The organism is Actinoplanes sichuanensis (assembly GCF_033097365.1).
Taxonomy (GTDB): domain Bacteria; phylum Actinomycetota; class Actinomycetes; order Mycobacteriales; family Micromonosporaceae; genus Actinoplanes; species Actinoplanes sichuanensis.
Genome location: NZ_AP028461.1, coordinates 9,907,066 through 9,919,735, shown reverse-complemented (window position 1 = coordinate 9,919,735; position 12,670 = coordinate 9,907,066). Strand labels below are relative to the sequence as shown.

General features: G+C 71.0%; 13 protein-coding genes. 5 read left to right on the top strand and 8 right to left on the bottom strand.

Going from position 1 to position 12,670, the window contains the following annotated elements; translation table 11 throughout:
• Positions 1–178: 178 nt before the first annotated feature.
• Positions 179–1,159 carry an SAM-dependent methyltransferase gene (locus Q0Z83_RS45545; protein WP_317789773.1) on the top strand — a complete coding sequence of 327 codons (981 nt, stop codon included), beginning with the start codon at positions 179–181 and terminating at the stop codon, positions 1,157–1,159.
• Positions 1,160–1,176: 17 nt separating this feature from the next.
• Positions 1,177–2,301, top strand: a complete 1,125-nt coding sequence (locus Q0Z83_RS45540) for an NADH-quinone oxidoreductase subunit D (RefSeq protein ID WP_317797304.1) — start codon at positions 1,177–1,179, stop codon at positions 2,299–2,301.
• Positions 2,302–2,305: 4 nt separating this feature from the next.
• Here the strand turns inward: Q0Z83_RS45540 and Q0Z83_RS45535 are convergent, their stop codons facing one another.
• The 8 genes from Q0Z83_RS45535 to folP form a co-directional block, all read right to left on the bottom strand.
• Positions 2,306–3,724 (bottom strand): hypothetical protein, encoded by a 1,419-nt coding sequence (locus Q0Z83_RS45535; protein ID WP_317789772.1) that lies wholly within the window; start codon positions 3,722–3,724, stop codon positions 2,306–2,308.
• A gap of 101 nt (positions 3,725–3,825) precedes the next feature.
• A complete protein-coding gene (locus Q0Z83_RS45530) occupies positions 3,826–4,317 on the bottom strand; it encodes a hypothetical protein (RefSeq protein ID WP_317789771.1) in 492 nt (163 codons plus the stop codon).
• A 47-nt stretch (positions 4,318–4,364) separates the two neighbouring features.
• Positions 4,365–4,658: a hypothetical protein gene (locus Q0Z83_RS45525; protein ID WP_317789770.1), complete on the bottom strand. Its 294-nt coding sequence runs from the start codon at positions 4,656–4,658 to the stop codon at positions 4,365–4,367.
• Positions 4,659–4,662: 4 nt separating this feature from the next.
• Positions 4,663–5,895, bottom strand: a complete 1,233-nt coding sequence (locus tag Q0Z83_RS45520) for an ABC transporter permease (RefSeq protein WP_317789769.1) — start codon at positions 5,893–5,895, stop codon at positions 4,663–4,665.
• Between the two features lie 144 nt (positions 5,896–6,039).
• Complete coding sequence (locus Q0Z83_RS45515) at positions 6,040–6,570, bottom strand: DUF3180 domain-containing protein (protein ID WP_378079098.1); 531 nt, start codon at positions 6,568–6,570, stop codon at positions 6,040–6,042.
• On the bottom strand, positions 6,567–7,091 hold the full coding sequence (gene folK / locus Q0Z83_RS45510; protein ID WP_317789768.1) for a 2-amino-4-hydroxy-6-hydroxymethyldihydropteridine diphosphokinase: 525 nt from the start codon (positions 7,089–7,091) through the stop codon (positions 6,567–6,569). The genes Q0Z83_RS45515 and folK overlap by 4 nt, the downstream gene beginning before the upstream one ends.
• Positions 7,088–7,450 carry a dihydroneopterin aldolase gene (folB, locus tag Q0Z83_RS45505; protein ID WP_317789767.1) on the bottom strand — a complete coding sequence of 121 codons (363 nt, stop codon included), beginning with the start codon at positions 7,448–7,450 and terminating at the stop codon, positions 7,088–7,090. The genes folK and folB overlap by 4 nt, the downstream gene beginning before the upstream one ends.
• A 97-nt stretch (positions 7,451–7,547) precedes the next feature.
• Positions 7,548–8,360 carry a dihydropteroate synthase gene (gene folP, locus Q0Z83_RS45500; RefSeq protein ID WP_317797302.1) on the bottom strand — a complete coding sequence of 271 codons (813 nt, stop codon included), beginning with the start codon at positions 8,358–8,360 and terminating at the stop codon, positions 7,548–7,550.
• A 362-nt stretch (positions 8,361–8,722) separates the two neighbouring features.
• Here folP and Q0Z83_RS45495 point away from each other — a divergent pair, with 362 nt between their 5' ends.
• The 3 genes from Q0Z83_RS45495 to Q0Z83_RS45485 are packed head-to-tail and all read left to right on the top strand — an operon-like array spanning position 8,723 to position 12,669.
• Positions 8,723–8,986: a hypothetical protein gene (locus tag Q0Z83_RS45495; RefSeq protein ID WP_317789766.1), complete on the top strand. Its 264-nt coding sequence runs from the start codon at positions 8,723–8,725 to the stop codon at positions 8,984–8,986.
• A gap of 1 nt (position 8,987) precedes the next feature.
• Entirely contained in the window at positions 8,988–9,350 is a 363-nt protein-coding gene (locus tag Q0Z83_RS45490; protein ID WP_317789765.1) for a hypothetical protein, read from the top strand.
• Positions 9,351–9,387: 37 nt separating this feature from the next.
• Positions 9,388–12,669, top strand: coding sequence for an ATP-binding protein (locus Q0Z83_RS45485; protein ID WP_317789764.1), 3,282 nt, complete (start codon positions 9,388–9,390; stop codon positions 12,667–12,669).
• The last annotated feature ends 1 nt before the right edge of the window (position 12,670 follow it).

The following is a 12,670-nucleotide window of genomic DNA, read 5'->3' as shown; positions in this document are numbered from 1 at the left end:
TCGTCGCCCACCACCGGAATGCCGGGCGTCCAGCGGCGGCCCGCCGTCTCCACCCACCGCATACGCCCGGCGGTCGCGTTGTCGGCCGGGACCGGCCGGCGACGTCGCGTGGATGCCACGGGAGGTGTGGGTGCGGCTGGTGGCGGCGCACGGCGTACCAGAGGCCTAGGGTGACGGAATGGGTGTCGGATGGCGGCTGGCCATGCAGACGGCGCTGTACGGCCGCGATGGGTTCTTCGTGCGGCAGCACGACGGTCCGGCTGATCATTTCCGGACCAGCGTGCACGCGTCGCCGCTGTTCGCCGGGGCGCTCGCTCGGGTGGCCGAGCGGGTCGACGCGGCGCTCGGCCACCCGCGGACCTTCGATCTGGTCGACGTCGGAGCCGGGCGCGGCGAGCTGATCACGGCGCTGCTGGCCTCGCTGCCGGACCGGCTGGCCGGGCGGATCAACCCGGTCGCGGTCGAGGTCGCGCCCCGGCCGCCCGGGCTGGATCCGGCGGTGCGCTGGCGGCCGGACGTGCCCGCGGAGATCACCGGGCTGCTGGTCGCGACCGAGTGGCTGGACAACGTTCCGCTCGACATCGTCGAGACCGACGAGCACGGTCGGCTGCGCAAGGTGCTGGTCGATCGGGCCACCGGGACCGAGACGCTGGGCGCCGACGCCGATCCGGCCGACCGGTTCTGGACCAGCCGCTGGTGGCCGGGGCCGGGGCGGATCGAGGTCGGCTGGCCGCGGGACCGGGCGTGGGCGGATGCGGTCGGTTCGATCCGGCGCGGTGCGGCGCTCTGTGTGGACTACGGGCACGTCAAGGCCGACCGGCCGGTGCTCGGGACGATGACCGGGTTCCGGCAGGGACGCCAGGTCGTGCCGGTGCCGGACGGTGGCTGTGACGTCACGGCGCACGTGGCGATGGACGCGGTGGCGGCCGCGGCCGGGGCTCCCCATCGGATGGTGCGGCAGCGGGCGGCGTTGCGGGCGCTCGGTGTGGACGGTTCGCGGCCCCCGCTGGACCTGGCCCGGACCGATCCGGCCGGTTATCTGCGGGCGCTCAGCGCGGCCGGCGCGGCCGCCGAACTGACCGATCCGAACGGACTCGGCAGCCACTGGTGGCTCTGCCACACCATCGGTCTCGGCGACCGTGGCACGATGCTGTGGTGAGCGACGCGCTGCGGGAGATGACAGTCGGCACCGGGGCCGGGCTGGACACGGCCGACATGGTGCTCAACATCGGTCCACAGCACCCGTCCACCCACGGCGTGCTCCGGCTCAAGCTCACCCTCGACGGCGAGCGGGTGGTCACCTGCGAGCCGATCGTCGGTTATATGCACCGCGGCGCCGAGAAACTGTTCGAGGTGCGCGACTACCGACAGATCATCATGCTGGCCAACCGGCACGACTGGCTGTCCGCGTTCTCCAACGAACTCGGTGTCGTCCTCGCCGTCGAGCGGCTGATGGGCATCGAGGTGCCGGAGCGGGCGACCTGGCTGCGGATGGCCCTGGCCGAGCTGAACCGGGTGCTCAACCACCTGATGTTCCTCGGCTCCTACCCGCTGGAGATCGGCGCGATCACGCCGATGTTCTACGCGTTCCGTGAGCGCGAGACCCTCCAGGCCGTGATGGAGGAGGTGTCCGGCGGCCGGATCCACTACATGTTCAACCGGGTCGGCGGTCTCAAGGAGGAGATCCCGGCCGGCTGGACGAAACGGGCCCGGCAGGCGGTCGCCGCGGTCCGGCGGCGGATGCCGGACATCGACAACGTGATCCGGCGCAACGACATCTTCATGGCCCGCACGGTCGGCGTCGGTGTGCTCAGTGCGGCCGACGCGGCGGCCTACGGCGCCTCCGGTCCGGTGGCCCGGGCGAGCGGTCTGGATTTCGACGTACGCCGGGACGAGCCCTACCTCTTCTACGACCAGATCGACGTGCCGGTGGTGACCCGGACGTCCGGTGACTGTCACGCCCGGTTCGAGGTGCTGCTGGAGCAGGTGCTGGTGTCGCTCGACCTGATCGACGAGTGCCTGGATCGGGTGGACCGTACCGGTGGGCCGGTGAACGTGCGCCTGCCCAAGGTGGTCAAGGCGCCGGAGGGGCACACCTATGCGTGGACCGAGAACCCGCTCGGGGTGAACGGCTACTACCTGGTGTCGCGCGGTGAGAAGACACCGTGGCGGCTCAAGCTGCGGACCGCGTCCTACGCCAACGTGCAGGCGCTGGCCACGCTGATCCCGGGCTGCCTGGTGCCGGATCTGATCGCGATCCTCGGTTCGATGTTCTTCGTCGTCGGCGACATCGATAAATAGCCGGTCACCAGTTGTTCTGGCCGCTGTCGTAGCCGGGGTAGTTCGCGAAGTCGGCGAGTGTGCCCACGTTGGTGTCGTTGGCGGACGGGCGGTGGCGGCGGGCCTTGTACTGGGCGCTCGTCTCCGGGTCGTTCCCGCCGGAGTAGTCGTTGCCGCCCGAGTAGTCGTTGCCGCCCGAGTAGTCGCTGCCGCCCGAGTAGTCGTCGTCACCGGGGTAGTCGTTGCCGGCCGCATAGCCGTTCGTGGCCCCGAAGTCGTCGTCCGGGGCTTCCGGGCGGCCGTACTGGGTGCCGCCGGGGCGGACCGCCGCGCGGGCCTGCGGGGGCGCCATCATGCCGTTCGGTCCGGGTGGCATCGTGCCGGGAACGGATGCGGCTGCGCGGGGGCGCGGTACCGGCTGGCCGATCGGTGGCGGCGGGACCGCGGCGGCAGCGGCCCGGGCCATCGGGGCGGCCGGGACCGAGGCGCTACCCACTGGGGCCGACGCGCTACCGACCGGGACGGCGGCACTGGCCCGGCGCGCGGGCGCACCCTGCGCCGCGAAGCCTTGAGATGTGGTGCCCTGCGCCGCGAAACCCTGCGAGATCGACCCCTGCGCCGCGAATCCTTGCGAGATCGATCCCTGCGCCGCGAATCCTTGTGAGGTCGCCGCGAAATCCTGGGACTGGGCCGGGGATACCGGCTGGACGATGCCGGGTACCGAGGCCCGGCCACCTGTCGCGCGGGCCGCCGCCGGAACCGGTTGCTGGTAACCGTCGTCCTGATACCCGTCCTGGTACCCGTCGTCCGGGTACCCCTCCTGCTGGTACCCCTCTTGCTGGTACCCGTCCTGCTGGTACCCGTCCTGTTGGTAGCTCTCTTGCGGATAGCCGGTGGTCTGGTCGTCGTACCCGTATCCGGTCTCGTCGTACTGGTACTCGGGCTCCGGCTCGTGCTGGACCACGGGCGGCTCCGGCTGGTGCACGAACGTGGGCCGGCCCGCCGGCGGCGCGAACGCGGGCGGCGGCGCGACCTGGGCCCGGCCACCACCGGTGTTGCGGGGCGGCAGCGGCGGCCGAGGATCGGCCTCGAGAGCAGTGGGTGCGACGGAAGCGACGGACGTGACCGGCGCGACGGACGCAGTGGTCGCGGCGGGCGCAGTGGTCGCGAACTCGGCCCGCAACTGCCGGCGCAACCCGTCGACCTCCTCGGCGACCCGGTCCTCGACGTCCATCCGGAGCAGCACCGGGTCGGCCCGGATCAGCACCGACGCGCCGATCAGCACGACACTGACCGCCATCAGCAGGACCGCGAACCGGACCGTGTTGGAGTCACCGCCGATCAGCACGACGGCGGCCGCGATCGGGGCGAGGACTACGCCCGCCCAGACGAGGCCACGGAGCAGTCGCGCGCTGTGTCCCGATTGGGTGTCCCGTTCCGGCATGGCCGCAGATGTTACCGAGAGCACGTCGCTGACAAAACAGCCGAACGTGGTACGGCACATTCGGCCGGTGACGTGGGGACCCCCGGGGGGATCCCCACGGCTCAGCGAGTGCCGCGCCAGCCGCCGAGGGAGGCCAGGCCGACGATCCAGCCGACGAAGAAGCCGTACCCGGCGCCGGAGCCGGCCGCGTTGAACGCGCCCAGCAGCGACGGGTTGGTGAGGAACAGGGTGGCCAGGAGCGCGGCGAACGCGCCCGCGAAGATGAACGCGGCCCAGCCGGCCAGGAACTGGCTGACCGTGCCGCGGGCCCGGGCCAGCTGGGAGCCGGGCAGCAGGTAGAGGAAGACGAACGTCAGGACGACCAGCAGGATCGCCTTGAGGTCGCCGACGATCACGTCACGCAGCGAGTCGTCGGTGTCGAAACTCCAGGCGGGCCAGCCCAGCAGCCGCAGCCACCAGCCGCCCGCCGTGTCCGGGTTCGTGTTGTCCAGCGCCCAGTCTCGGTACCAGGGGCTACCGAAGACGAGGACGAGTATGAGCGCGGCGATGGTGCCCGCACCGGGTGCGGTCTTGTAACGGTTTCCGAGAGCCATTCCCAGCTTTTTCCCAGCCGGGTCGGGCTTTCAAACGACAGCCGTCACTACCTGCTCAGATAGTCGATGAACGCGGCCCGCAGCAGGGGTTCCTGGGCGCCGAGATCGCGGCCCTCGAACTCGCGCCACAGGGCGACGGCCTCGTCGACGGTCGGCCCGATCGAGTTGGGCGCACCGTCCAGGGAGGCGGCGTCACCCGCGTCCGGCAGGTGGCGCAGCACCTGCCAGAAGAACTTGACGTCTTTCTGGGCACGGGCCTTGGCGAAGGCCTGCTCCCGCAGCGTCTCGGTGGACAGGGCGTCCAGTTCGGCGAAGCTGGGCGAGGTCATGTCCGAAAGCATACTTTCAGCGGTTGGCGCCCCACGGGCCGTCGTCCCAACGGTCGCTGCGCGGCGTCGGGGTCGCCGGAGTGTTCCAGGTCTCGGGCAGGGTCGGCGACCAGTTCGTGCCGCCGGACGGGGCCGCGTTCCAGTCCTCGCCGACCCGGGACGCGTAGGGGTTGCCGTACGACTCGACGAAGCGGGTCACCACCAGACCGGCCACGAAGACGCTCCCGGCGATCGCGAACAGCGCGATGTCCAGATCGCGGATCTCCTCGTAGCGCAGGAACAGGGTGAGCGCGGTGACCACGAACAGGGTGCCGAAGATACCGCCGCGACGGCCGTAGGCGCTGGTGCCGGCGAGCAGGGCCAGGCCCATCGCGATGCCGGTCCACTCGAAGCCGGTCTCCGGCGCGATCGGGCCGTCGGCGGTGGCCGCGATCAGCACCCCGGCGCCCGTCGCGAACAGCGACGACACGACCAGGGTGAGGATGGCCGGAACCGCGGCGGCGGCACCGCGGCGCTGGGCCGGGTCGCCGGTCGGCCGCATCCGGCCGAGGAAGCGGCGCACCGGCGCGAGCGCGCCGATCGCCGCGCCCAGGACGGCGAGCGCCGCGAACGCTCCGAACAGCACGAACGCCTGACCTGTCGGGTCCCAGTCGCCCTGCACCTCGACCGGGGCGGGCCGCAACTGGATGTAGACGATGACGCCGAACGAGGCGGCGAGCGTGGCGGCCCAGGCGGGCACGTGCAGGACCGTGACGATCAGTCCGACCGCGAGACCGCCGGCCGCGGCGATGATCAGCGCCGGGACGACGGCCTGGGCCAGGCCCTTGTCGCTGTTCTCGGCGTACTGCATGGCGGCGGCCAGGGCGATCGGGCCCAGCGCGAGGTTGGGCACGCCGGCCCGCAGGGTGAGGCCCGCGCCGAGGGTGAGCAGCCCGATCGCGGCGCCGGTGACGAGCAGCGCGTCCAGGGCCGGGCGCTGGAGGGCGGCCGAGTCCTCGCGCTGGAGCAGGAAACCGAGGACCGCGGCGACGACCAGGAGCATGACCTCCCAGCCGAGATGGATGCCGAGCCGGTCGCGCCCGTCCTCCTCGACCGTGGGGATCGCCCCGGTGGTCGCCGAGTTGCGCTGGGACTGGTCGAGGGTGGTGCCGGCGGTGTCGTCGTACTGCACCCGTCGCCGGTAGGCGGCCGGATCGGTGTCGGTCTTCTCGTCACCCGGCCGGCGGAAGGTGGTGTCGTCGTACGCCATGGTCCGCGCCTCCTTACGCCTCCACGAGCGGTCCGAGGCGCACGCTACTCCAGGCACATACCCGCCCGCCGCAAAGCATACGGAAACGAGACCTGCTCAGTTCAGCGCTGAAAACAGTTCGACGAACGTCAACAGATGACGACGTCAACGCCGGGGTGTCGGCCGGTCCGAGCCGTCGTCCTCACGGTCCGGGCGCTCCGGGACGCGGCAGGCCCGCTCCAGCCAGAGCGCGGCGGCGACCAGGGCGATCGCGGTGACGAGCGTGGTGGCCGCGGTCGGCACGTTGGACCCGGCCTCCTTGGTCGGCTCCAGCAGCAGCCAGATCAGCAACCCGGCGGAGAACCCGGCGGACAGCGCGCCGACCAGCGAGGACGCTTTGGCCAATGCGGCGAACCGGGCGACCGCCAGCGGCTGGACCGGGAGCGCGCCGGGTTTGCGCTGGATCCGGGCCGCGGTGTTCTGCGCCAGGTAGGCCTCGGCGATCGCCAGCACGCCGAGCACCCCGGCACCGGTCCACGGCAGCGGTGTGATCCGGTAGAAGAGGTCGTTGGTGGAGATCAGCAGCCAGGCCACCGCGGCGGCCGCGAGAGCGGCCACCACGAGCGTCGACATGCGCGTCGGCCGCAGCGAGGGATCGGTGTTGCGCGGGGAGCCGTGGTCCGGGTTGACGCTCACTCCATCGACTCTAACGACAGTTCGGGACGGAGCGTGACACCGGCGACGTCGGCCGCCACCTCGGGCGTGGCCAGCAGCGCGGCGATCGGGCCGTGCCCGGGCAGCTCCGCGGCCGGCCGTACGGCATGCCACGGCACCAGCACGAACGCCCGCAGGTGGGCGCGCGGGTGCGGCAGGGTCAGCTCGGGATCGTCGTCGATCACCGGCACGCCGTCGTCCCAGACGGCGATGACGTCCACATCGAGGGTGCGCGGCCCGAATCGCCGGTCCGGGTCGCGGACGCGACCCCGGGCCGTCTCGCACGCCTGGGCGCGGGTCAGCCAATCCCGGGCGGTCGCGGTCCGATCGTCGGTCAACACCACGGCATTGAGGTACGGCGGTTGCGCGCTGTCTCCCCACGGTGGCGTCTGATAGACCCCGGAGACCCGAACGACAGCCGAGCCCAGCCTTTCCACCACGGCCCGCAGGTGAGCGAGGGAGTCGCCGAGGTTGCTCCCGATCGACAGGACAGCCGTCGTCATGACCGGCTGCGGCGCAGCGTGACCGCCACGTCGGCGAACTCGTGCGGGATCGGGGCCTGCGGCTTGTGCACGGTGACCTCGGCCGACTCGACCCGCTCGTCGGCCAGGCAGACGGCCAGGAGGCGGTCGGCCAGGCGCTCCAGCAGGTTGACCGGCTCACCGGTGAGGACGCCGACCAGGGCGGTGGCCAGTTCGCCGTAGTGAACGGTGTCGGTGACGTCGTCGCTGCGGGCGGCCGGGCCCAGGTCCAGGTCCAGCGTGACGTCCACTACGAAGTCCTGGCCCTGCTCGCGTTCGAAGTCGTAGACCCCGTGATTGCCCCGGGCCCGCAGGCCGGTCAGCGTGATCCGTCCGGTCATCTCTTCTCCCCGTGGGCGTGGTTCGTCCGGCCGAGGGTCGTGGTCGCGCGTGGCGGACCCGGTCGGGCGGGAGGGGTGGGTTGCGGTCGGGGGCGGCTCACGGCGTACCCCGGAAATGGGGTGAACCCGTCGCCCGCCAGACGGCGAGGGCGTCGGCTGTCGCACCGACCTCGTGGACGCGGACGCCCCAGGCGCCGGAGGCGACCGCGAGTAGAGAGGTGGCGAGGGTGGCCGCCTCGCGGCCGTCGACCGGACGCGGCGTGCCGTCCGGACCGGCCAGCAGCCGGCCCAGATAGGTCTTGCGGCTGGCCGCGAAGAGGACCGGGAAACCGAGACCGATGATTACGCCGAGGTTCGCGCTGAGCGCCCAGTTGTGCTCGGCCTGTTTGGCGAAGCCGATGCCCGGGTCGAGGACGATCATGCTCGGGTCGACGCCGGCCGCGATCGCCGCGTCGGCGCGGGCCCGCAACTCGTCGCGGACCTCGGCCACCACGTCGTGATAGACGGCGAGACTCTGCATGTCGCGGGAGTGGCCGCGCCAGTGCATGAGGATCCAGGGGCAGCCGGCCGCGGCGGCGACGGACGCCATGCCGGGGTCGGCGAGGCCGCCGGAGACGTCGTTGATCACCGCGGCGCCGGCCGCCAGCGCCGCCTCGGCGACCGCCGCACGAGTGGTGTCGATACTTACCGGTACGCCCTGGGCGAACAACCTCTCGATCACCGGCACCACCCGGGCGATCTCGGTTTCCGCGTCGACCCGCTCGGCGCCCGGCCGGGTGGACTCGCCACCCACGTCGATGACGTGCGCGCCCTCGTGAAAAAGGCTGACGCCGTGCTGAACCGCGGCGTCGACGTCGGTGTATCTACCACCGTCAGAGAAAGAGTCCGGCGTCACGTTGAGGACACCCATCACGACCGGGTGATCCACACGTAGCAGGTCAGCCCCCGTGAGCTGCGCGTCTGTCGGCGAATTGGACACAGGTGAAGGGTACGGGGCAGCGGTGATTCGAACAGGCGTACGATGCCATGTGACTGTGATTCACGCACTCCTTCACCTTGGGTAACGAAACGGGCGCTTGTTGCTCGCAAGTACGGGCCGTACTCTTCGGATCTGGGCATCATGAAGTGACCGAAGAGAGCAGAGACGAGCATGGCAGTGCCCGAAAGGCTCACTCGACGCGGTGAGTCAGAGGTAGCACCATATGGGCGTTGCCGTACGGCTTCACAACTGCAGCGTGTCCGTACCCCCCACGGACACCGGGAGGTTTACCGATGATCGCCACCGAGTTCCTGATCCTGGCGGCCGAGCCGGCAGGCAAAATCAACACCGAAGGCATCGTCACCTTCTTCGCGAGCAACATCGCTCCGATCCTGCTCGCCGTGCTCGGCGTCATCTTCATCGGCCGGGCCAGCAAGGGCGAGATCTCGAAGGTCCTCACCAGCTCGGCGATCGCGATCGTGGGCCTGGCGTTCATCGCCGGCGCCGCGACACTGTTCTTCGTCGGCGAGTCGATCATCGACCTGATCTTCAACTGAGATGCGGCTCCGGACCGACGACGACATCTACCGGGCGCGCCTGGTCTACCTCGGCCCGCCCGGCTACACACTGCCCGTCCATCTGCCCTACGCGCAGTACGGGATGTTCGTGGTCCTGGTGCCGCTCTTCATGGCCATCCACTATGCGCTCACACTCGACTTCGACCCGTTCCCGGCCTGGGAGATAGCCCTGGCCATGGTGTCGACGTCGTATGTGTTCCGGCATGTCGACCCGGACCGGCCGGCCCGTGTCGTCATCCGCACCGCGCTCACCGACTGGCGCCGCACCCGCGAGCCCGCCGTCGAGCAACGCGATCCCAGGCTTGTCGCCACTCGCATCCGGGTCCGGGAGGAGTTGGTATGACCAGTTGCCAGGTCGTCCGCGCACGTGAGGTCCACGCATGACCGAAACGTATCCGCACGGGCATCCCCGGGCGGACGCCTCGTCCCCGGGCAGGCAGAGTAACGGTGTGCGCTCGGACCACTACTCTTCGCCTGATTCGCTCGACGAAGCGGACGAGCTCGTCGCCGCCCCCGGCCACGGTGGAGTGGGCGTCTTCCAGGCCCCGCAACCGGTTCGGCCGCGTGCTTCCGCCGTCGACTCCAGTATGGACATCGACTCGCCGTTCCTGGACCTGTTCGGTGGAGCGGCTGTTCCCCGGACGAGTGATCCGGTGCCTCTTCCGGCTTTGGAACCTCGCCCGACGAACGGTCATGCGGTCGCCCCGGACTCGGTCCGCCCGGATCCGATTCGGCCGGATCCGGTCCGCCCGGATCCAGTTCGGCCGGATCCAGTTCGGCCGGATCCGGTCCGCCGGGATTCAGTTCGCCCGGATTCGGTTGTCCCCGACTCGGTCGTCCCGGATTCCGTCCTCCCGGACGACGACGAGTGGAGCGACTTCGAGGAGTGGCCGCCGCCGCCCGCGGTCCAGGCTACCGCCGCCCAGCCGCCGGCCCTCTGGCAGCAGCCCGCGCCGATCCAGTCGCCGGTGCCGCTCCCGGTGCCGGCCGCCGCCCCACCCCTGCCGGTCGCACCGCCGGAGCGGGCCCCGGCCCGTCGCCCGGAGAAGGCGCCGGCCAAGCGCAAGGAGAAGAAGGAGCCGAAAGCGGCCCCGTTGCGGCCGCAGAAGCTCAAGTTCAACGACCGCGACCCGTCCGTCGAGCTGGCCATCAGTGAGATCGCCGGGCACCTGACCTTCACCCAGAGCACCGTCACCGCCTGGTATTACCTGCCCGAGGTGCGCTGGGCGTTCCGGCCCGACGCCGAGCGGGAGGCGCTGCTCAGCGCCATCTCCGAGCAGTATGCGGGCCTGGCCGGTTTCCGCCTGCACCTGCGGCGCACCACCCGGCCCTTCCCGGCCGACGAGTGGGCCCGCACGGTCGACTCGTTCACCCCCCGGCCGCTGGCCGACGTGCACGGCGCCACCTCCTGGTCCGACCACCTGGTCGCGGCCCAGCGACACCTGCTCTCGGTCAACCACGCCGAGGGGCAGACGTTCCTCGGCGTGACGTTCGCCAGGCGCTCGCTCGGTGACACGTTCACCGAGCGGATCCTGCGCGCCTTCGGCAAGGGCACCTCCGACGGTGAACGCCGCAAGCTCGGCCGCACCGTCGAGCAGTTCGACGAGGTGCTCAACGCGTTCGGCATGCGCGGCCGGCGGGTCACCCCGCAGGAGCTGGAGTGGCTGCTCTACCGGTCGGTGGCCCTCGGCATGGCCCCGCCCGGGCTGCTCTCCCCGGTCACCAACGGGCACTGGGAGACCGGCGACCTGCTGGCGCTCACCGAGGCCGTCGAGCGGTACCGGACGCCGTACGGCTCGACCGTGAAACTCGTCAACCGGATGACCGGCGAGGAACGGCACGTCGCCGTCCTCTCCGTCGGCCGGATGGAGCCGCTGGAGATCCCGGAGAAGCACGAGCCGTGGATGCACTTCCACGAGCGGCTCCCGTGGCCGATGGAACTCTCCTCCCGGATCGACATCCTCGGCGCCACCGGCTCGTTCAAAAACCTCGAACACCGGCTCCGGATGATCCGGTCCCAGCAGCTCGACTACGCCGAGCACGGCATCGACGCACCGCCCGAGCTGGAGCGCCTCGCCAAGCGGGCCCTCGTGATCGGTGACGAGATGACCACCGGCCTGCCCACCGACTCGGCCCGTGCGCACGGCTGGCACCGGATCGCGGTCGGCGGCGCCACCCGGGAGGAGTGCCTGGAACGCGCCCGGCGGCTCATCCAGCTCTACTCCCGGGAACTGCGGATCTCCCTGCAGCACCCGAAGAACCAGGATCAGCTGGCCCGCGAGTTCATCCCGGGTGAGCCGATCGCCAACACCGGTTACGTCCGCCGGATGCCGGTGAAACTGCTGGCCGCGGCTCTGCCCCAGGCGGCGTCCACGGTCGGTGACCGGCGCGGTGACCTGATCGGGCGGACCGCGGGCACCTGCCGGCGGCCGGTCTTCCTCGACCTGCACTTCCCGATGGAGGTGCGCGAGCGCTCCGGGCTGGGCGTGTTCGTGGCCGAGCCCGGTGGTGGCAAGTCGACCCTGATGGGTGCGCTCGGATACCTCAACGCCCGCCGTGGCGTCCAGGTGACCCTGCTCGACCCGTCCGGCCCGCTCGCCCGTCTCTGCCAGATGCCCGAGCTGCGGCCGTACAGCCGGGTGCTCAACCTGACCGGCTCCGAGCAGGGGACGCTCGCGCCGTACTCGCTCATCCCGACGCCGGTCCGGTCCGAGTTCCCGACCGGTCCGGCCGGCGACCGGGAGTACGAGATCGCGGTCTCCAACGCCCGGGCCGAACGCCGGATGCTCGTGCAGGACATCTGCTCGATGCTGGTGCCACCGCAGGTCGCCAAGGAGGCGTCCACCGCCACCCTGCTGCGCCACGCGGTGCGGCAGGTGCCGGCCGAGGAGACGTCCACCCTGGACGACGTGGTGCGTACCCTCCAGGCCCTGGACGACGACGAGGGCAAGGAACTCGCCAACCTGCTCCTCGACACCGCCGAGATGCCACTGGCGCTGCTCTTCTTCGGTCACCCGCCGCAGCACCTGCTCGGCGCCGACGCGGCTCTCACCGTCATCACCATGGCCGGCCTGCGACTGCCCGACCTCAAGATCGAGCGGGAGTACTGGTCGGCCGAGGAATCCCTGGCCCTGCCGATGCTGCACACCGCACACCGGCTCGCGGTCCGACGCTGCTACGGCGGCTCGATGTCGTCCCGCAAGATGGTCGGCCTGGACGAGGCCCACTTCATGGAGGGCTGGCGCTCCGGTCGGTCCTTCCTCGTCCGGCTCGCCCGTGACTCCCGTAAATGGAACCTGGCGGCCCTGGTGGCCTCCCAGAACCCGCGCGACATCCTCGGCCTCGACGTCCAGAACCTGGTCTCCACCGTCTTCGTCGGCCGGATCGCCGAGGACCAGGAGATCGCCTCCGAGGCCCTGCGGCTGCTGCGGGTGCCCGTCCACGACGGGTACGAGGCGACGCTCGCGTCCCTCTCCCAGGTCGACTCCGCCTCCCAGCACCGACTCGGCTTCCGAGAGTTCGTGATGCGGGACGTGGACGGCCGGGTCCAGAAGGTGCGCGTCGACGTGTCGTACGTCGACGGACTGCTCGAACACCTGGACACGACACCGGGCGTGGCGCCGCCGACGGCAGTGCCACTTCCGTCCGACCTGGAGGTTTGAG